This window comes from Phenylobacterium sp. Root1290, assembly GCF_001425305.1.
Classification (GTDB): domain Bacteria; phylum Pseudomonadota; class Alphaproteobacteria; order Caulobacterales; family Caulobacteraceae; genus Phenylobacterium.
In genome coordinates, this window is record NZ_LMEE01000003.1 from 398,801 (window position 1) to 418,523 (window position 19,723).

A 19,723-nucleotide genomic window follows, 5' to 3' on the forward strand; every position below is an offset into this window, starting at 1 on the left:
AGCCGGCCTAAGAGGAGGAAGACCATGGACGGCGATGTTCGCATCAACCCCTACCTGTCCGGTAACTTCGCGCCGATCCGCAGCGAGGACGACTTCGAGCTGACGGTGACCGGGGAGATCCCCAAGGGCCTGCGCGGCACCCTCTATCGCACCGGCCCCAACCCGCAGTTCGAGCCGCGGGGCGAGTACCACTGGTTCTCGGGCGACGGCATGATCCACGCCTTCCACGTCGAGGACGGCAAGGTCAGCTATCGCAACCGCTATGTGCGCACGCCCAAATGGGAGGCTGAGAACCAGGCCGGCCGGGCGCTGTGGGGCGCGTTCGGCAATCCGGCGACCACCGATCCGAGCGTCTTGGGCAAGGACAGCGGCGGGGTGGCCAACACCAACATCGTCTTCCACGCCGGCAAGCTGCTGGCCCTGGAAGAAGGGCATATGCCCTTCGAGATGCAGCCGCGGAGCCTGGAGTCGAAAAGCCCGGTCGAGCAGTACAAGGGACGTGTCACCGCGCACCCGAAGATCGACCCGAAGACCGGCGAGATGGTCTGGTTCGGCTATGGGATCGGGCCGATGCCGTTCGGCACGGGGATCAGCTATGGCGTCACCGACGCCAGCGGCAAGGTCGTGCGGCGCGACGACTTCGAGGCGCCCTATTCCTCGATGATCCACGACTTCCTGGTCACCGAGAACCACGTGCTGTTCCCGGTGCTGCCGCTGACCGGCAGCATGCAGAGGGCGATGAGCGGCCTGCCCGCCTACGCCTGGGAGCCGGACAAGGGCAGCCACGTGGCGGTGATGCGCCGTGACGCCGACGTCTCGACGATCCGCTGGTTCAACGCCCCGCCGTCCTATGTCTTCCACCCGATGAACGCCTGGGAAGAGGACGGCAAGATCATCGCCGACGTGTTCCGCTATGACAGCGCCCCGCTGTTTCCGAATGCGGACGGCTCGCCCGGCGCCAAGGCGGCCGCGCGGCTGGTGCGCTGGACCTTCGACCTGACGGGGAACTCCGACGCCATCAAGGAAGAGGCGATCGACGACCTGGACGGCGAGTTCCCGCGGTTCGACGAGCGCCACGCGGGCCTGGCCTATCGCCACGGCTGGTACGCGGCCGATCCGGGCAACGCCAAGACCATCAAGCAGACCGCCATCGCCCACCTGGACCTCAAGACCGGCAAGCGTCAGGTCTACGAGCTGAGCGGCGGCGACATGACGTCGGAGCCGGTGTTCACGCCGCGCTCGGACAGCGCCGACGAGGGCGACGGCTGGGTGACCGCGGTGGTCTGGCGGGCGGCCGAGAACCGCAGCGACTTCGTGGTGTTCGACGCCCAGGACATCGCCAAGGGCCCGATCGGGACCGCGCAACTGCCGCGCCGCGTGCCGTTCGGATTCCACGGCAACTGGGTGGCGGAGTAGCGAACCCACCCATCCGGTGTTCATGAGTCCCGGTCTTCGGCTGCGCCGAAACCGGGATGGCACCAGGGAGCGCGCCCTTCTTTTCCGCTCGGACCTCGCCTAGACCTGTCGCCCTCAACGAGGAGCGGGAGGCGTCATGCGGGCGATCTGGTACGACCGGACGGGACCGGCGCGAGAGGTGCTGCAACTGGGCGACCGCCCGACGCCGCAGCCGGGGCTAGGCCAGGCGCTGATCCGGGTGCGAGCCTCCGGGGTCAATCCCTCCGACGCGGGCATGCGCGCGGGACCTGCGCCGATGGCCTATCGGCGCATCACCCCCAACAGCGACGGCGCCGGCGTGGTCGAGGCGGTCGGGCCGGGCGTCGCACAGGCCTGGGTCGGCAAGCGGGTCTGGTTCTACAACGGCCAGCGCAACGGCCGCGCCTTCGGCTCTGCGGCCGATTACATCGAGCTGGACGTCGATCTGCTGAGCGAACTGCCGGACGCGGTGTCGTTCGCTGAAGGCGCGACCCTGGGCATCCCCTGCATGACCGCCCATCGCAGCCTGTTCCTGGCCGGGCCGGTGCAGGGCCGCACGGTGCTGGTCACCGGCGGCGCTGGCGCGGTGGGGCACTACGCCGTGCAACTCGCCGCCTGGGCGGGGGCGACGGTGATCGCCACGGTGAGCTCGGAGGAGAAGGCGGAGCGGGCGCGCCAGGGCGGGGCGCACCAGGTCATCGACTATCGCCGCGAGGACGTCGCTGCGCGGGTGCGCGAGCTGACGGGCGGCGAGGGCGTGCACCACGTGGTCGAGGTGGACTTCGGCGGCAATCTGGCCTCGACCCTGGCCAGCGTGCGGCTGAACGGCTCGATCGCCTATTACGCAACCAAGGGCTCGCGCGAGCCGGTCTTTGCGGCCGGCGCGGCCATGGGCCTCAATCTGCAGATCAACAGCGTCTACCTGCCGGTCTCGCCGCACGAGGCGCGGCGCCGCGCGCAGGCCGACATCACCCGCTGGATCGGGACCGGCGAGCGGATGCTGTCGGTGGCGGGGCGCTTCCCGCTGGAGGACTGCGCCGGGGCGCACGAACTGGTCGAGAGCGGCGGCAAGGTCGGCACGGTGGTGGTCGAGCCGTGACCGCGCCGGAAGACGCCATCCGCGCGCGGCGCAAGCTGACCAACAAGCTGATCGCCGCCCACGACGCGGCGCGGCTGAAGCCGTTCTTCGCGCCTGACGCCAACCTGATCTCGGGCGAGGGCGGGCTCCTGATGGGCGCGCCGGCGATCCTCGCCGCCTTCGAGGCGCAGTTCGCCGATCCGAGCTTCGTGACCTATCTGCGGACCACGGAAAGCGTGACTTTGGCGGCGGATGGGAACCGGGCCGCGGAGACCGGGACCTGGCTGGCGACCTGGAAAGATCAGACCGCGACCGGGCCTTATCTCGCGGCCTGGAAGAAGGTGGTCGGCCAGTGGGTGATCGAGAGCGAGACGTTCGTGACGGTGGGCTGACGCGGCGCGGCGATTGAACAGCGCGCCGCCCACGGCTATGAAGGGGCATGGTCAGCGCTTTTGCAGCCCTTCGCACGCGACTTACCGGCGGCCGCCGGATCTAGACGGCTGTCCCGGCGGCGGCACGCCAGCCTCATCGACATTCCTGACTGCCCGCCTCCCAGAGAGAGCTGCAAACCATGCTGCGCGACCCTTCCGTAAAGTACCGCCCGTTCCCCCAGGTCCAGCTGACCGACCGCCAGTGGCCGTCGAAGACCATCACCAAGGCGCCGCGCTGGCTGTCGACCGATCTGCGCGACGGCAACCAGGCCCTCGCCGACCCGATGAACGCCGAGAAGAAGCAGCGCTTCTTCGACCTGCTGGTCGGCATCGGGGCCAAGGAGATCGAGGTCGGCTTCCCTTCGGCCGGCGCCACCGAGTTCGACTTCATCCGCAGCCTGATCGAGCAGGGCCGCGTGCCCGATGACGTGATGATCCAGGTGCTGACCCAGTCGCGTCGCGACCTGATCGAGCGCAGCTTCGAGAGCCTGGAAGGTGCACGAGCGGCGACGGTCCATCTCTACAACGCCGTCTCGCCGGTCTGGCGCGAGGTGGTGTTCGGCCTGGACCGGGCGGGCGTGAAGGCGCTGGCCGTCGAGGGCGTCAGCATCATGCGCGAGCAGGCCGAGCGGCGGCCGGGCACGGACTGGCGCTATGAGTACAGCCCCGAGACCTTCTCGACCGCCGAGCTGGAGTTCAGCCTGGAGGTCTGCGAGGCGGTTCTGGACGTACTGCAGCCGACGCCCGAGAAGCCGGTGATCCTGAACCTGCCGGCGACGGTCGAGGCGTCGAGCCCGAACATCTACGCCGACCAGATCGAGTGGATGTGCCGCCACATCTCGCGGCGCGACAGCGTCGTGATCTCGCTGCATCCGCACAACGACCGCGGCACCGGGGTGGCGGCGGCCGAGCTGGGGCTGATGGCCGGCGCCGACCGCATCGAGGGCTGCCTGTTCGGCAACGGCGAGCGCACCGGCAATGTCGACCTGGTGACCCTGGCGCTCAATCTCTACACCCAGGGCGTCGATCCGGGGCTGGACTTCTCGGACATGGAAACGGTCGTGAAGACCGTCGAGTACTGCAACCAGCTGCCGGTCCACCCGCGCCATCCCTATGCCGGCGAGCTGGTGTTCACGGCGTTCTCGGGCAGCCACCAGGACGCGATCAAGAAAGGCTTCGACGCCCAGGCCAAGCGCAATGACCAGCTGTGGGCGATGCCGTATCTGCCGATCGATCCGGCCGACCTGGGCGGCAGCTACGAGGCGGTGATCCGGGTCAATTCGCAGTCCGGCAAGGGCGGCGTCGCCTGGGTGCTGCAGCAGGACAAGGGCTTGCGGTTGCCCAAGCCGATGCAGGCGCACTTCAGCCGCGCGGTGCAGCAGCTGGCCGACGAGACCAGCCGCGAGCTGGCGACGGCGGATATCTGGGAGGCGTTCCAGCAGGCCTATCACCTGACGCCGGGCCAGCGCTTCGAGTTGGTCAGCTTCGAGGAGTCCGGCGTATCGCGCGTCGATCACCAGCGGGTCTTCGTCGGCCAGTTGCGGCTGGACGGGCGCGAGATGACCATCCGCGGGCGCGGCAACGGGCTGATCTCGGGCCTGCTGGCGGCGCTCGCGGGCGACTGCGGGGTGAGGCTCGATGTCGCCGACTTCCAGGAGCACGCGATCGGGGCGGGCAGCGACGCCATGGCGGCGGCCTATGTCCAGTGCCGGACGCCGGACGGCCGCACGGTCTTCGGCGTAGGCATGGACGCCGACGTGGCGACCGCCTCGGTGCGCGCGGTGCTCAGCGCGGCGAACGGGGTGTGACGACAATTGCTCCCCCACTGGGGGAGCTGTCAGCGAAGCTGACTGAGGGGGACTTCGGACTCAGCAGGCCCCCTCCGTCTCGCGGCGGCGTCGCGATCCACCTCCCCCAGTGGGGGAGGAACTAAGGCTTGCCGCTCATCCGGGTGAAGGCCGGGGCCCAGCGCATCGACCGGGCCGGTGACCGACTCCAAGCACGGCCGTGGGCCCCGGCCTTCGCCAGGATGAGCGTCAGCGGGTGAGGAAGAACTCCACGGGGGTGGAGACCTCGATCCGTTCGCCGCGCACGGTGTGCGGGGCGCCGGGGAAGGGGTTGGAGCGGTCCAGCATGGCCATGGCCTCGGCGTCGAGGCTGGCGTAGCCGGATGAGCGGGTGACGTCGCCGCCCAGCAGCCGGCCCTGGCGGTCGACCGAGAAGTGGACATGGACCACGCCCTCCTCCCGGCGCATGCGGGCGCGCTTGGGATAGGTCTTGTGGGCTTCCAGCCAGGCGCGCAGGCGCGAGGCGTAGTCGGGGCTGGCCCCGTTCCGGGCGTCGATGTCGAGGCCCTCGCGCGTTCCCAGGCGCTGGGGCTGTGCGGCCTGGGCCGGCGGTCCGGCGGCGGCGACCTGGACCTGCGCGGGCGAAGGCGCGGGCGCCTGGGCAGGCGCAGCCGACGGCGCCGCCGTGGCGACTTCCCGGACTTGGGACGGTGTCGGCTGGGCGGCGGAAGTCGTCGGCGCAGGCTCCCGAGGAGGGGAGGAAGGAGCCTGCGCCGACGCAGGGACCGGGGCGTTATTCGCGCCGCCCCGGACCTGAACCAGTTCCGCCAGGATCACGGTCTCGTCCCACACCGCAGGCGCCTCGGCCCCCGAGCGCATGACCAGGGCGATGAGCCCAAGGTTCAGCACCGCGGAGAACGCGAAGGCGACCGTTCGCGTGGGCGTGACCGCGATCATCAGAAGGTGCGCGCCAGGGTCAGCTTGAAGGTCCGGCCTTCGGCGTCGAGGGACGCCAGGTGGCGGCGGAACTGCTTGTCCAGCACGTTGTCGACCGCGGCGCGGACCTCCAGGCCCTCGAACGGACCCTGGTCCGGCGTCCAGGTCAGGAATAGGCCGTGCACGCCGTAGCCGCCTGTGCGGCGGCCGCCGGGCCCGATGTCGTCCTGGTCGGCGGCGAACTCACCGCGCCAGCCGGCGCTCAGGTTCTGGTCGGTGAAGCGCCAGCCGACGGTCATGTCGAGTTCGTCGGCGGGGATGGTGTTGAGCGGCAGGCCGGTCAGGCGGTTCTCGCCCTCGATCCGCGAGAGGCCGGCGCGGGCGAAGAGATTGCGCGAGGCGTATTCGGCCTCGATCTCGACGCCCTCGAACCGCGATTCGCCGACATTGACGAAGTAGGCCGAGTTGGCGGTGCCCCGGGTGATCAGATTGGACACGTCGTTGCGGAAGGCGGTGACCTTGGCGCGGACGGCGTCGCCCTGGTTCAGGACGTCGTCGAACGAGAGGGTGAAGCCGCCCTCGAAGTTGTCCGACTCCTCCGGCTTCAGGTTGAGGCTGAAGTTGGAGGCCGTGGCGCTGGTGCGGCTGTAGATCTCGTCCAGCACCGGCATGCGCACGGTGCGGGCGACCGAGCCGAACACCGCGAAGTTGTCGGTGAAGGAGTAGAGCACGGCCAGCTTCGGCGAGGCGGCGCTGTCTTCGACCTGCGTGCGGTTGGTGACGCCGGCGCCGGGCTTCAGCTTGGTCCAGTCGACGCGGACGCCCGGAATGATGGTCAGCTTGTCGGTCCAGATCAGCTCGGCCTGGGCGAACAGGCCGTACTTGTCCATGTCGCCTTCCGGGTGGGTCGCGGCGCCGGGCGTCGTGGTCCCGGCCGCGTTCATGCGCGGATTGCGCCGCTCCTGCTTGTAGGCCTGGGCGCCGAGGAACAGGAAGCCGGTCCAGTCGTCGCCCCAGTCGAAGCGCGAGGTGTTCTGCACGCGGCCCTGCCAGGTCTCGTACGAGAACTCGGAATAGACTACGCCGGGCAGGAAGGTGGTCTCGCGCTGCTCGACCTTGGAGTTGGCGTAGGAGAGCTGGGCTTCGAGGTCGAACAGCTTGGAGCCGCCGAAGTCGTTCTCGTAGCCGAGGGTGGCGGTGATGTCGTCGACCTTGCGGCGGACAGGGGTCGTGCCGAAGGCCTCGGCCTGGTCGTACATCTGGGTGCTGTCGGACAGCCAGTTCTGGTAGGTCGCCCAGACGCTGTGGTCCTTGTCGCCGCCGACATAGTAACGGCCCTTCAGCAGGTAGGAGCTGGAGGAGACGCCCGAGGGGACGACGGTCGTGCCGTCGCCGCTCTTGTAGTTGTCGGCCTCGCGGCGGGTGTACATCGCCAGCAGGTCGAGGTTCTCGGCCGGTTGGCCCGCGACGATGGCCGAGCCGGAGACGCCTTCGGCGTTGCTTTCGAAGCCGGCGCGCAGGCGCACGGCGAAGCGGTCGTCGCCGGTCAGGAAGTCGGAGGCGTCCTTGGTGGTGAAGTTGACCACGCCGGCCAGGGCGCCGGCCCCGTAGAGGGTGGACGAGGCTGGTCCGCGCAGGACCTCGACGCGCTTGTACATGTCCGGCTCGCTGAACAGCGCGCCCATCCGGTACTGCTCGTAGAACTTCGTCACCCCGTCGATCTGGGTGAGGATGCGGCTGTCGGAGTCGGCGATGCCGGTGCCCATGCCGCGGATGTTGAAGCCTTGGCCGAGGGCCGAGACGCCGCCGACGACGCTGACGCCGGGAATGGCCTCCAGCAGGTCGCCCATGGTGGTCGCCTGGGCGTTGTCGATGTCGTCCTGGTCGAGGGCGGTCACCGCCTGGGGCGTGTCGATGGCGACCTTTTCGGCGCCGGCGGAGACGACGATGCGGCCGAGCGACAGCTGCGAGGCCGCGCCTTCCGGCGCCTGCTGGGCGTTCGCCGCTCCGGCCAGCAGCAGGACCGAAGCCCCCGCCAGAAGTCCAATCCGTCTACGCCCCATGCCGCGCCCCATTTCCAAGATATATGCAAGTGCGAGTCAATCGCATATGACTCGTGCGACGCCCCCCGTGGGCGCTCAATGAGGCCGCTAATGCAGCATCCGAAAGTCAATTGCAAGTGACTCGCAAGTGCATTAGTCGGCGAAGAACGAACTGATGAAGGGGACCCCATGGGGCGTATCGGATTTGCGGCGTTGGCAGGCGCCGGTTTGCTGGCGGCAGCGCCGGGCATGGCGCAGGCGCACATGCCTTACATGCTGCCCAACCTGTTCGACCTGACCGACCGTGATCATGTCACCGTCCAGGCGAGCTTCACCGAAGAGCCGTTCCAGGCCGAGGTGGTGATGAAGTCGGACGCCTGGCACGTGCGCGGCCCGGGCGGCGCCGTGACCCCGATCTCCGGCGTCACCTATCTGCGTGACCTGGCGGTGTTCGAGGCCCCGATCGCGGCCAAGGGCACCTATCGCGTGTCGTCAGGCGAGCGCTTCGGCCGCAAGGGCAAGATGTACCGCGACGCCAAGGGCCAGTGGATCATCAGCGAGGGCAAGGACAAGCCGGCCGACGCGCCGCTGGTCGAGGTCCAGAGCATGACCCTGGCCGAGGTCTACGTGACCCGCGGCGGCCCGACGCCCGACGCGCTGGCGCCGACCGGCAAGAGCCTGGAGCTGCGGCCGATCACCCATCCCAGCGAGATCTTCGCGGCCCAGCCGGCCAGCTTCGAGCTGCTGTTCGAGGGCAGGCCGGTCAGCGGCGCCCACGTCGAGGTGTTCCGCAGCGCCGGCGTCTATGACGGCAAGAAGCAGGTGGGCGGCCAGATCACCACCGACGCCGCCGGCAAGTTCGCGATCACGCCCCCCGACGCGGGCACGTACCTGGCGCTGATCCGTTACCGCACCGAAGCCCCGGCCGGCGCCGAGACGCCCTACCGCAGCTATTCCTACACCCTGACCTTCGAAGCGACCGAATAGGACCGACCATGACCAGCTTTCGTCTTCCCCTTGCCGTGACCGCCGCGCTGCTGGCGCTGGGCGCCGCCTCGGCGCAGGCCGCGCCGCACGAGCACTCGGCCTTCATCACCGACTACGACCAGGACAAGGACGGCAAGGTGACCGCCGCCGAGTTCAAGACCGTCCGCGACCAGCGCTTCGCCGCCATGGACGCCGACAAGGACGGCGTCCTCACCGAGGCCGAGTACGTCGGCGAGTACGAGGGCCGCCTGACCGCTCAGCTCGCCGCCTCCAGCGAGAGCGCCGAGCGCAAGGAAGAACAGCGCGTGCGGCAGATGCGTCAGGCGCATGTGCGCTTCGGCGTTCTCGACTCCAACAAGGACGGCAAGATGACGCCGGCCGAGTTCGAGGCCTCCGGCGTCCGCGCCTTCGCCGAGCAGGACGGCGACGGCGACGGCGTGGTCACCGGCGGTGAGAAGAAGAAGGGCGGCTAGGGCGCTTAGCGCGTTCTAGGCCCGAGGGCTGGGGCGGCGCGTACGGGCGCGTCGCCTCAGCCCAACGCCTCCCACATGGCCATGGCCAGGCTGAAGGCGCGCATGTCGCCCGTGGTGGTGCCGGCCATCTTGTTCATCGCGTAGGCGAAGGTGGTGTGGGCGTCCATGTCGATGATCACCAGCGAGCCGCCATAGCCGCCCCAATAGATGGTGTTGGGGTTGGGCATCGGGACCGCGCCGCCGGCCAGGCCAAAGCCCATGCCGAAGCGCGCGGGGATGCCGAGGATGAGGTCGGTGCCCTCGATCTGCAGCTCCAGGGCCTTGCGGCAGCCGGCTTCCGACAGGATGCGCTTGCCCTTGGCGACGCCGCCGTTGGCGAGCACGGCCTGGATCTCGGCGACCGAGCGCGCATTGCCGGTGCCGCCCGCGGCCGGGATCTCCGCGCCGCGCCAGGCGCGGGTGCGGGTCTCAGAGACCTCAAGCGGCGGGTTGTCCGACATGTTGGCCTGCAACTCGCTCTGCGCGCCGGCGCCCAGACCAGCTTCCGTAGGCGGCGGCGGGATCAGCTCGGCGACACGGGCGTCCTCAGAGGCCGGCAGGCCGATGTGGAAGTCGGCCCCCAGCGGCTGGGCGATCTCCTCGCGGAACACCGTGCCCAGGGTCTTGCCGGTGATGCGGCGGACGACCTCGCCGACCAGGTAGCCCTGGGTCAGGCCGTGATAGCCGGGCGCCGTGCCGGGCTCCCAGAACGGGGCCTGGGCGGCGAGCAGCGACGTGGCCTTGTCCCAGTCGTAGAGATCTTCCTTGGCGAGCGGCTCCTTCCAGCCCGAGAGGCCGGCCGAGTGGCTCATCAGGTGGCTGACCTTGACCGCTTCCTTGCCGTTCGCGGCGAACTGCGGCCAGTAGCGGGCGACCGGCGCGTCGAAGTCCAGCTCTCCGCGGTCGGCGAGCAGCAGGGCGGTCAAGGCGGTCATCGTCTTGGTCGTGGAGTAGACGTTGACGATGGTGTCGCGCTCCCAGGCGCGGGTGCGGGCTTCATCGACAAAGCCGCCCCAGAGGTCGACGACCGTCTCGCCCTCGACCGTGGCGCAGAATGAGGCGCCGATGTCCGCGCCGCTGGAGAGATTGGCTTCGAACGCCTCGCGGGCGCCGGCGTACTTGTCGTGCACAAGACCCTGAACTGAACCGTCGGCCATTGGCTGGCTCCTCTCTGTTCAGGGGCACCCTAGCAGCAGGTTGCGATCAGCCGAAGAGCTTGCCGAGGAGACCTTTGCGCGGCGTCGGCGCAGGCGGCGGGTAGGGCGCCGCGTCGCCCGCCAGGTCGGGCAGGCCGGCTTTGCGCGAGACAAGCACCTCGATGTACTCGGCCTGGATGCCGCGGCTGAGGTCCTCGATCGTCCAGATGGTGGTCGAGAGGCCGCTGACGGCGTCCCAATAGGCGGCGATGTCGTAGCCCCAGTCGATCGTGACCAGGGAGCCGTTCGGGTCCATCGGATTGCCGTGATAGACCGGCTCGAGCAGGTGCTCGATCTCGCCGTCGGCGCGGCGACCGGCGCGGCGCACCGAGGGTTTCTCCTTGTTGACGATCGGCACGGTGCAAACGTGCAGGCCGCCCGGCTTCAGGGTGCGGGCGATCTCGCGCAGCGCCAAGTCGGGCGAGAAGACGTGCTCCATGACGTCCTGGGTGACGACAAGATCGAAGCTCTCGTCGTCGAAGGTCTGGCGCTCCAGGTTCTCCGACCGCCAGCCGCCGGTAGGGTGCAGCGTGCCCCACGGGATCGACGGATCGTATTGGCTGGAGACGTAGGCCGGGGCCTGGTCCGCGAGCCGCCGGCTGGCGGCGAGGCCGGGCGAGCTCTCGTGGATCACGAGCTCACGCCAGCGCGGCCGCAGCTGCGTCAGCACCGAGAACATCGCCCGCTCGCGCGGCTGGGCGTTGCACGACTGGCAGAGGAAGTGATCCCGCAGCCATTCGTCCCTGGACCGGAAGGTGGTCTGCTGTTCGCAGACCGGACAGAAGCCGTCGACCTCGAGAAGGAAGCCGGCCATCCGTCGCCCCCCTAGATCAACGCGCCGTGGCAGTGCTTGAATTTCTTGCCCGAGCCGCAGGGACAGCCCTGGTTGCGGCCGGTGTTCTCCCAGCCGTCCGGCAGCGAGGTGATCGGCAGGGCCTGGCGCTGCTCGGCCGAGAGGCCGTCGGGCAGCGCGCCCATCTGGGCGACGTTCTCGCCGGTCAGGGGGTCCATATGGACCTCGGTCAGGCCGGTCAGCGGGGCGATCGGCTCGGGCTCGGCGTACTGGAACTCGACGGTCATCAGCCAGCGGGTGACGTTCTGGCGAAGGTCGACCAGCAGCTTCTCGAACAGCGAGAAGGCCTCGGTCTTGTACTCGTTCAGCGGATCGCGCTGGCCGTAGCCGCGCAGGCCGATGACGTTGCGCAGGTGGTCGAGGTGCATCAGGTGCTCGCGCCACTGAAGATCGATCATCTGCAGCAGGAAGCTCTTTTCCAGGCCCCGCATCTGGTCGGGGCTGATCGCCTGCTCGCGCTCGGCCGCGCGGGCGTCGGCGGCGGCGTGCAGACGCTCAAGGATCTCTTCGTTGGCGATGCCTTCCTCGGCGGCCCAGGCAGCCAGCGGCAGGTCAAGGCCAAGCAGTTCCTGGACCCGCTCGTTCAGGCCCTGGATGTCCCACTGCTCGGCGTAGGCCTTGGGCGGCAGGTGACGCTCGACCAGGTCCTCGATGGTGTCGCGGCGCATCTCGGTGATGATTTCCGAGAGATCGGTCGCGGTCATGAACTCGGCGCGCTGTTCGAAGACGGCCTTGCGCTGGTCGTTCACGACGTCGTCGTACTTGAGCAGGTTCTTGCGGATTTCGTAGTTGCGCTGCTCGACGCGCTTCTGGGCTTTCTCGATGGCGGCGTTCAGCCACTTGTGGGTGATCGCCTCGCCTTCCTGGACGCCGAAGGTGCGCATGATCGCGTCGAGGCGTTCTCCGGCGAAGATGCGCAGCAGGTCGTCTTCGCAGGACAGGAAGAACTTCGAGTGGCCGGGGTCGCCCTGACGGCCGGTCCGGCCGCGGAGCTGATTGTCGATCCGGCGGCTTTCGTGGCGCTCGGTGCCGAGCACGTAGAGGCCTCCGGCGGCCAGGGCCTGTTCCTTCAGCGCCTTGGTGTCGGTCTCGATGCGCGTGCGCTCTTCGGCGGCGGCTTCGGGCGTGACCTCGATGCCCAGGCCTTTTTGCTCCTCGCGCCATTTCAGCACGCGGATGTCGATGTTGCCGCCGAGCTGGATGTCGGTGCCGCGGCCGGCCATGTTGGTGGCGATGGTCACCGCGCCGGGAATGCCGGCGTCGGCCACGATCATGGCTTCCTGTTCGTGGTAGCGGGCGTTCAGGACGTTGTGCGGCACACCGGTCTGCGTCTTGCCGTTGTGCTCGAACTTGTGGGCCTTCAGCAGTTCGGAGAGCTGCTCGGACTTTTCGATCGAGACCGTGCCGACCAGGATCGGCTGGCCGCGGACGTAGCAGTCCTCGATCTGCTTGATGATCGAGCCGTTCTTCTCGCGTTCGGTGCGATAGACCTCGTCGTCCTCGTCGATCCGCGCGACCGGACGGTTGGTCGGGATCTCGGAGACGTCCATCTTGTAGATGTCGCCGAACTCCTGGGCCTCGGTCGCGGCGGTGCCGGTCATGCCCGAGAGCTTGGTGTAGAGGCGGAAGTAGTTCTGGATGGTGACCGAGGCCAGGGTCTGGTTCTCGGGCTGGATGTTGGCGCCTTCCTTGGCCTCGATGGCCTGGTGCAGACCCTCGGACAGGCGGCGGCCCTGCATCATGCGGCCGGTGAACTCATCGATCAGGATCACTTCGCCGGCGCGGACGATGTAGTCCTTTTCTCGGGTGTAGAGGATGTTGGCCCGCAGGGCCTGGTTGACGTGGTGGACGATGGAGACGTTGGCGGCGTCGTAGAGGCCCGCGGTGTCGGCCTCGAGATGGCCGCCGGCGGCCAGCATCTCTTCGACCTTTTCCGAACCTTCCTCGGTGAGGATGACCTGACGCTGCTTCTCGTCGTGGTCGTAGGTCGTGGGATCCTGGATCAGCTCCTTCATGACCAGGTCGATGGTCTTGTAGAGCTCGCTGCGGTCCTCGGTCGGGCCGGAGATGATCAGCGGGGTGCGGGCTTCGTCGATCAGGATGGAGTCGACCTCGTCGACGATCACGAAGTTATGGCCGCGTTGGACCATTTCGCCCGCGTCGTAGACTAGGTTGTCGCGCAGGTAGTCGAAGCCGAACTCGTTGTTCGTGCCGTAGGTGATGTCGGCGTTGTAGGCGGCCTGGCGCTGGCCCTGGCTGAGGCCGTGGACGATGACGCCAGTCGACAGGCCGAGGAACGCATAGACCTGCGCCATCCAGTCGCCGTGCAACTGGGCCAGGTAGTCGTTGACGGTGATGACGTGGACGCCCTTGCCGGCGAGCGCGTTCAGGTAGGTCGGCGCGGTGGCGACCAGGGTCTTGCCTTCACCGGTCCGCATTTCGGCGATGCCGCCGCCGTGGAGGACCATGCCGCCCACCAGCTGGACGTCGAAGTGGCGCTGGCCGAGGACGCGGCGGGAGGCTTCGCGCACGACGGCGAAGGCCTCTTCCAGCAGCTGGTCGAGGGTTTCCCCCTTGGCGAGACGGTCCTTGAATTCCTGGGTCTTGGCGCTGAGTTCGGCGTCGGTCAGCGCCTGCATCTTCGGCTCGAGCGCGTTGATCTTGACGACCCGCGCATTCATGCCTTTGACCTTGCGGTCGTTCGAGGAGCCGAAGAAGCGTTGGAAGATGCTCAAGGAAATCGTTCCGGATTTGCGGGAGGGCCTGGCGGCGGCGCCTCTAAGCCTGCTCGCCTGCCCGGAAATTCCGCTCTTTTCAGGGCGCGCGAGACTTAAGCAGCGGTCATGCCAGTGTCAACGCGGCGAGGTCGCATGCGCCGCTAACGTCTGCGTGCGCCAAACGAAAAAGGCCCTCCCGCGAGGGAGGGCCTGATCCTTAGGCAAAGTCGAAATCAGTAAATTTCGATCAGGCCGGCCGCGCCCATGCCGCCGCCGATGCACATGGTGACGACGCCCCACTTGGCGCCGCGACGCTTGCCTTCCTGCAGGATGTGGCCGGTCAGACGCGCGCCGGTCATGCCGTAGGGGTGGCCGATGGCGATGGAGCCGCCGTTCACGTTGTACTTTTCCGGGTCGATGCCGAGCTTGTCGCGCGAATAGAGGCACTGCGAGGCGAAGGCTTCGTTCAGTTCCCACAGATCGATGTCGTCGATCTTCAGGCCATGACGTTCCAGCAGGCGCGGCACGGCGAAGACCGGGCCGATGCCCATTTCGTCCGGCGCGCAGCCGGCGACGGCCCAACCGCGGAAGGCGCCGAGCGGCTCAAGGCCGGCCTTGGAGGCGGCCTTGGCTTCCATCAGCACCACGGCGGCGGCGCCGTCGGACAGCTGCGAGGCGTTGCCGGCGGTGATGAACTTGCCTTCGCCGCGGACCGGCTGGAGCTTGGCCAGGCCTTCGATGGTGGTGTCCGGACGGTTGCACTCGTCGCGATCGACCACGTAGTCGACGATGCTCTCTTCCTTGGTTTCCTTGTTCACGACCTTCATCTTGGTCGCCATCGGGACGATTTCGTCCTTGAACTTGCCGGCTTGCTGCGCGGCGGCCATGCGGCGCTGCGATTCCAGGCTGTACTCGTCCTGGGATTCACGGCTGACCTTGTAGCGGTCGGCCACGATGTCGGCGGTGTCGATCATCGGCATGAAGAGGGCCGGGTACTGGGCGCTGAGGTTGCGGTCAAAGTTGTCGCCGCCGCCGCCGCCGCCCGGGAAGGACAGGGATTCGACGCCCGCGCCGATGGCGACTTCAGCGCCGTCGTTGCGGATGTAGTTGGCGGCCGTGGCGATGGTCTGCAGGCCCGACGAGCAGAAGCGGTTCACGGTCACGCCCGAGGTCGTGATCGGCAGGCCGGCCAGCAGGCCGGCTTGACGGCCCAGGTTGCCCGCGCCGTGCGCGACGTTGCCGAGGATCACGTCTTCGACGGCGGCCTTGTCGACGCCCGAGCGCTCGACCGCATGCTTGATCGCATGGGCGGCCATGGTGACGGTCGGGGTCATGTTGAACCCACCGCGTTGGGACTTGGCCAGGCCAGTCCGAGCGTAGGAGACGATTACGGCTTCACGCGTCATGAAATGATTCCTCCGAAAAAATTGAGACCGCGCCGGCTGTTATCCGGTCCGGGCGGCGTTAGATCGGGCGCGACCTTTGCATCCCCGCGCCGAGTTGGCTAGGGACGGGCAAGCGCCTGCGGGCGGTTTTCGCATACGAGGTACGTCGACAATGACGAACTCCGCCTTCCGTCGCGTTCCAAACGCGTTGGCGCGGGCCGCGGTCCTGCTGGCCGCGGCCACGCTGCTGGTCGCCTGTGGTGATCGCGGCGGGACCGAGGGCGCCCCTGCGCCCGGCGACACCGCGGTGGCCAAGGTCGACGGCAAGACCGTCTGGGTCTCGGACGTCAAGCGCGAGGCGGTGGCCCAGGGCCTGATCGGCGAGGGCGAGCCGCTGGACGTGTCGTCCGACCTGTTCCGCCGCGTGCTGGACGAGGTGGTCGACCAGAAGCTGCTGGCCGCCGAGGCGCTGAACCGCAAGCTCGACAAGGATCCGGTCGCGCAGAAGCGGCTGGCCGCGGCGCGCGAGCGCATCCTGGGCGACATGCTGGTGGAAAGCGTCGTGTCGGACGCCGTCAACGACAACGCGATCCGCGGCCTCTACCAGGAACAGCTGAAGCTGGCGAAGCAGTCGGAGGAGATCCGCGCCCGTCAGATCGTGCTGGCCAGCGAAGCCGAGGCCCAGGCGGTGCAGAAGCTGCTGGCCGCCGGCGCGTCGTTCGACGCCCTGGCGATGGAACGCTCCACCGATGTCGCCACGCGCTTCAACGGCGGCGACCTCGGCTACTTCACGGTCGACGTCATGCCGGAAGCCTACGCGGCCAACCTGAAGACCTCGAAGGTCGGCGACATCGTCGGCCCCTTCGCGATCGAGGGCGGCTGGGCGATCCTGAAAATCGAGGACCGGCGGCTGGAACAGCCGATCACCTTTGACGCAGCGCGGCCGCAGATCGTGCGTTTCCTGACCTATGATCAGGTTCGCGACTTGCTGGAGAAGCTCCGAAGCCGGGCGAAGGTCCAGACCCTGATCGGCGCGCAACAGGACGTGCCGGGTCAGCCCAAGGAACCCGCCGACGCCCCGAAAGCCGCTCCTGCTCCGCAAGCTCCCGCGACGAAGGCCCCGCCGGCCGCGTCCGCCGCCCCAGCCAAGGCCGCCCAGCCATGACCAAGATTCCCGCCGCGCCGAAGAAGGCCGCGAAGTCCACCGCCGAGAAGGCGCTCGAAGTCGCCGCCAAGCCCGTCGAGGCGCTGGCCGGCGCGCTCGACCCGCTGACCACCGCCATCAAGCGCGCCACCAAGAAGAGCGAGCCGGCCGCCAAGGCCGAGGAGCCCAAGCCAGCCAAGGGCGCGCTGCCGGTCTCGCCGCTGGCGGTTGCGTTCCCCGACATGCCGCCGATCCCGGGCGTGCAGCTGGCGACCGGCCGGGCCGGTTTCTACAAGCACGATCGCGAGGACCTGCTGGTCATGCGCTTCGCCAAGGGCACGGCGGGAGCCGGGGTGTTCACCCGCCACGGCATCGGCTCGGCGCCGGTCGACTGGTGCAAGAAGCACCTGGAGATGACCAAGGGGGCCGATGTGCGCGCGCTGGTCGTCAACGCCGGTTGCGCCAACTCCTTCACCGGAAAGCCGGGCGCCGACGCCGTGCGGCGGGTGGCTTCGGCGGTGGCCAAGCGGTTCGACTGCCGCCAGCGCGATGTGATGGTCGCCTCCACCGGCGTGATCGGCGTGCTGCTGGACGACGCCAAGATCACCCACCGGCTCCCAGACGTCGAAGCCAAGCTGACCGACGACGGCTGGGCCGGCGCAGCGCGGGCGATCATGACCACCGACACCTTCCCGAAAGGCGCCTACGCTGAGGCGGTGATCGATGGGGAAAAGGTGCGTATCGGCGGCATCGCCAAGGGCTCGGGGATGATCGCGCCGGACATGGCGACGATGCTGGCCTTCGTGGCCACCGACGCCAAGATCTCGTCCACGGCGCTGCAGACCCTGGCCAGCCTGTACACCCGCAACAGCTTCAATGCGGTTACGGTGGACGGCGATCGCTCGACCAACGACACCTTGCTGCTGTTCGCCACCGGCCAGTCGGGCGCGCCGAACATCACCCGCGCCGGCGACCGGCGCCTGGCCGACTTCCGCGAGAAGCTGGAGGCGGTGCTGATGGATCTGGCGCTGCAGCTGGTCCGCGATGGCGAGGGCGCCAGCAAGTTCGTGAAGGTGACGGTGAGCGGAGCGGCCAGTTCGGCCAGCGCCCGCAAGATCGCTCGGACGATCTGCGAGAGCCCGCTGGTCAAGACCGCCTTCGCCGGCGAGGACGCCAACTGGGGCCGGATCGTCATGGCCGTGGGCCGTGCGGACGAGCCGATCGACCGCGACCGTGTGAAGGTGCAGTTCGGGCCGCTGGTCGCCGCGCAGGACGGTCTCATCTCGCCGACCTACGACGAGGCCAAGATGAGCGCCTACATGAAGAACCAGGAGCTGGAGGTGTCGGTGGATGTCGGCGTCGGCCGCGCCTCGGCGACCATGTGGACCTGCGATCTGACCAAGCAGTACGTCGCGATCAACGGGGACTATCGATCCTAGCCGCTAGAACGAGTGTCATCCCGGTCAGCGCGCGGCTGAAACCGGGATGGCGTGGATGGGTTGCTCCCCCAGAGAGGGAGCAACTCCTCGACGTTTGTTAGTCCAGCGGGGTCCAGCGCTTGGCCGCGCCGCCTTGGACGGCTTGGGCCTTGTCGCGCTTGGGGCCCTTGAACTGCGACTGGTCGATCGGCTTGGTCGACGCGCGATCGCCCTGGACGCGGGCGCCGTGCGGGTGGCGGTCGCCGCCGCCGGCGGCCTTGGCCGGACGGTTGCGCTGCTTGCGCAGGCCGGGGGGAAGCTCGCTGCGGCCTTGCGGCTTGCGTCCGCCGCCACCGCTGCTGCGGTCCGCGTTCTTGCGGCCGGCTTCGGCGCGTTCGGCCGCCACTTCCGGCATCGCCTGGGTCATGACGTGCAGGCCGCGGTCGTTGCGACGGTCGAAGGCGGGAATCGTCTGACGCGTGACCTTCTGGATGTCCTTCAGCAGGTTGCGCTCGTCGTCGGCGCAGAACGCCACGGCCGAGCCTTCGGCGCCGGCGCGTGCGGTCCGCCCGATGCGGTGGACATAGGCTTCCGGCACGTTGGGCAGTTCGTACTGGATGACGTGGCTGACCGCGTCGATGTCGATGCCGCGGGCGGCGATGTCGGTGGCCACCAGGGCGCGGACTTCACCGGCCTTGAAGGCGGCTAGAGCGCGTTCGCGCTGGCCCTGGCTCTTGTCGCCGTGGATGGCGGCGGCTTCGACGCCGGCCGCTTCAAGCGACTTGGCCACGCGGTCGGCGCCGCGCTTGGTGCGGGTGAAGACGATCACGCGCTTGAAGTCGCGCTCGGCGAACATCTCGCACAGCAGGGCGCGCTTGCGGGCGGTCTCGACGAAGATGACCTGCTGCTTGATGCGCTCGACCGTGGTGGCCTGCGGGGTCACCGAGACCTTGGTCGGGTTGGGGCGCAGCAGCTCGCTGGCCAGCTTCTCGATCTCGCTCGGCATGGTGGCCGAGAAGAACAGGTTCTGACGCACGCGCGGCAGGTGCTTCTGGATCTGCCGGATCGGAACGATGAAGCCCATGTCGAGCATCTGGTCGGCCTCGTCGAGGACGAACATCTCCACGCCCTGGAGCGTGATGGTCTTCTCTTGCAGGTGGTCGAGCAGGCGGCCGGGCGTGGCGACCAGGACATCGACGCCCGGAGCCATGGCGCGCATCTGGCCGCCGTACTTCACGCCGCCGAAGATCACGGTGACGCTGAGGTTCATGTGCTTGCCGTAGGCCTTGAAGCTTTCGGCGATCTGGGTCGCCAGCTCGCGGGTCGGCGAGAGCACCAGCACGCGGCAGCCGCGACGCGGCGCAGGCTTCTTGTCGGCGGCCAGGCGATGGATGATCGGAAGCGCGAAGGCGGCGGTCTTGCCGGTGCCCGTCTGGGCGATGCCGAGCAGATCCTTGCCGGCCAGCACGCCGGGGATGGCCTGGGCCTGGATCGGGGTCGGCTTCTCATAGCCCTCGTCGTTGAGGGCCTTGAGCAGCATCTTGTCGAGGCCGAGGTCGGTAAATTTGGTCAAACGAGTGTCTTTCACGGATGCGCCGAGTGCGGCCGCTCGCATGCAGCGAGGGTCGCGAAGACGCGGGTCATTTGTGGAAAGCCCCCGCGTGGCGGGGCGATCTATGCGATCTCTTCAGGGCGCTCGACAGCTGGGTCCGTAGGTGCGGAACCATCACGCGGCTGGAGCGCCGATAGCGCCACGAATGTTGCGGCGCAGCAGGGATATGACTGGCGGCGCGTGGAAAGTCA

General features: G+C 68.4%; 15 protein-coding genes. 8 read left to right on the plus strand and 7 right to left on the minus strand.

Features of this window, described 5'->3' with window-relative positions:
• Window positions 1–24: 24 nt before the first annotated feature.
• The 4 genes from ASC79_RS16485 to leuA all read left to right on the plus strand — a co-directional run bounded on the left by ASC79_RS16485 (window position 25) and on the right by leuA (window position 4,751).
• Complete coding sequence (locus ASC79_RS16485; RefSeq protein ID WP_056022043.1) at window positions 25–1,416, plus strand: carotenoid oxygenase family protein; 1,392 nt, start codon at window positions 25–27, stop codon at window positions 1,414–1,416.
• A 136-nt stretch (window positions 1,417–1,552) separates the two neighbouring features.
• The gene (locus ASC79_RS16490) at window positions 1,553–2,533 is read left to right on the plus strand and encodes an NADPH:quinone reductase (RefSeq protein ID WP_056022040.1); all 981 of its coding nucleotides are present in this window, start codon (window positions 1,553–1,555) and stop codon (window positions 2,531–2,533) included.
• Complete coding sequence (locus ASC79_RS16495) at window positions 2,530–2,904, plus strand: DUF4440 domain-containing protein (protein ID WP_056022037.1); 375 nt, start codon at window positions 2,530–2,532, stop codon at window positions 2,902–2,904. The genes ASC79_RS16490 and ASC79_RS16495 overlap by 4 nt, the downstream gene beginning before the upstream one ends.
• A gap of 179 nt (window positions 2,905–3,083) precedes the next feature.
• Entirely contained in the window at window positions 3,084–4,751 is a 1,668-nt protein-coding gene (leuA, locus tag ASC79_RS16500; RefSeq protein ID WP_056022034.1) for a 2-isopropylmalate synthase, read from the plus strand.
• Window positions 4,752–4,979: 228 nt separating this feature from the next.
• Here leuA and ASC79_RS16505 read toward each other — a convergent pair whose 3' ends face one another.
• Window positions 4,980–5,687, minus strand: a complete 708-nt coding sequence (locus ASC79_RS16505) for an energy transducer TonB (protein WP_056022031.1) — start codon at window positions 5,685–5,687, stop codon at window positions 4,980–4,982.
• Window positions 5,687–7,729, minus strand: coding sequence for a TonB-dependent receptor domain-containing protein (locus ASC79_RS16510; protein ID WP_056022028.1), 2,043 nt, complete (start codon window positions 7,727–7,729; stop codon window positions 5,687–5,689). Before ASC79_RS16510 ends, ASC79_RS16505 begins: the two co-directional genes overlap by 1 nt.
• 168 nt (window positions 7,730–7,897) lie before the next feature.
• On the opposite strand from ASC79_RS16510, the gene ASC79_RS16515 reads away from it, so the two are divergent.
• The gene (locus ASC79_RS16515; RefSeq protein WP_056022025.1) at window positions 7,898–8,695 is read left to right on the plus strand and encodes a DUF4198 domain-containing protein; all 798 of its coding nucleotides are present in this window, start codon (window positions 7,898–7,900) and stop codon (window positions 8,693–8,695) included.
• A gap of 8 nt (window positions 8,696–8,703) precedes the next feature.
• A complete protein-coding gene (locus tag ASC79_RS16520; protein ID WP_056022023.1) occupies window positions 8,704–9,168 on the plus strand; it encodes a hypothetical protein in 465 nt (154 codons plus the stop codon).
• A 56-nt stretch (window positions 9,169–9,224) separates the two neighbouring features.
• Here the strand turns inward: ASC79_RS16520 and ASC79_RS16525 are convergent, their stop codons facing one another.
• The 4 genes from ASC79_RS16525 to ASC79_RS16540 form a co-directional block, all read right to left on the minus strand.
• Window positions 9,225–10,364 carry a serine hydrolase domain-containing protein gene (locus ASC79_RS16525; protein ID WP_056022020.1) on the minus strand — a complete coding sequence of 380 codons (1,140 nt, stop codon included), beginning with the start codon at window positions 10,362–10,364 and terminating at the stop codon, window positions 9,225–9,227.
• Between the two features lie 46 nt (window positions 10,365–10,410).
• Window positions 10,411–11,217 (minus strand): class I SAM-dependent methyltransferase, encoded by an 807-nt coding sequence (locus tag ASC79_RS16530; protein ID WP_082532176.1) that lies wholly within the window; start codon window positions 11,215–11,217, stop codon window positions 10,411–10,413.
• Window positions 11,218–11,228: 11 nt separating this feature from the next.
• Window positions 11,229–13,991: a preprotein translocase subunit SecA gene (gene secA / locus ASC79_RS16535; RefSeq protein WP_082532177.1), complete on the minus strand. Its 2,763-nt coding sequence runs from the start codon at window positions 13,989–13,991 to the stop codon at window positions 11,229–11,231.
• A 215-nt stretch (window positions 13,992–14,206) separates the two neighbouring features.
• A complete protein-coding gene (locus ASC79_RS16540; RefSeq protein ID WP_056022017.1) occupies window positions 14,207–15,379 on the minus strand; it encodes an acetyl-CoA C-acyltransferase in 1,173 nt (390 codons plus the stop codon).
• Between the two features lie 151 nt (window positions 15,380–15,530).
• Here ASC79_RS16540 and ASC79_RS16545 point away from each other — a divergent pair, with 151 nt between their 5' ends.
• Together ASC79_RS16545 and argJ are read left to right on the plus strand one after the other, a co-directional pair.
• Window positions 15,531–16,523, plus strand: a complete 993-nt coding sequence (locus tag ASC79_RS16545) for a peptidylprolyl isomerase (protein WP_056022016.1) — start codon at window positions 15,531–15,533, stop codon at window positions 16,521–16,523.
• Window positions 16,520–17,941, plus strand: a complete 1,422-nt coding sequence (gene argJ, locus ASC79_RS16550) for a bifunctional glutamate N-acetyltransferase/amino-acid acetyltransferase ArgJ (protein ID WP_056022013.1) — start codon at window positions 16,520–16,522, stop codon at window positions 17,939–17,941. The genes ASC79_RS16545 and argJ overlap by 4 nt, the downstream gene beginning before the upstream one ends.
• 97 nt (window positions 17,942–18,038) lie before the next feature.
• Here the strand turns inward: argJ and ASC79_RS16555 are convergent, their stop codons facing one another.
• The gene (locus tag ASC79_RS16555; protein ID WP_056022010.1) at window positions 18,039–19,493 is read right to left on the minus strand and encodes a DEAD/DEAH box helicase; all 1,455 of its coding nucleotides are present in this window, start codon (window positions 19,491–19,493) and stop codon (window positions 18,039–18,041) included.
• Window positions 19,494–19,723: the final 230 nt, after the last annotated feature.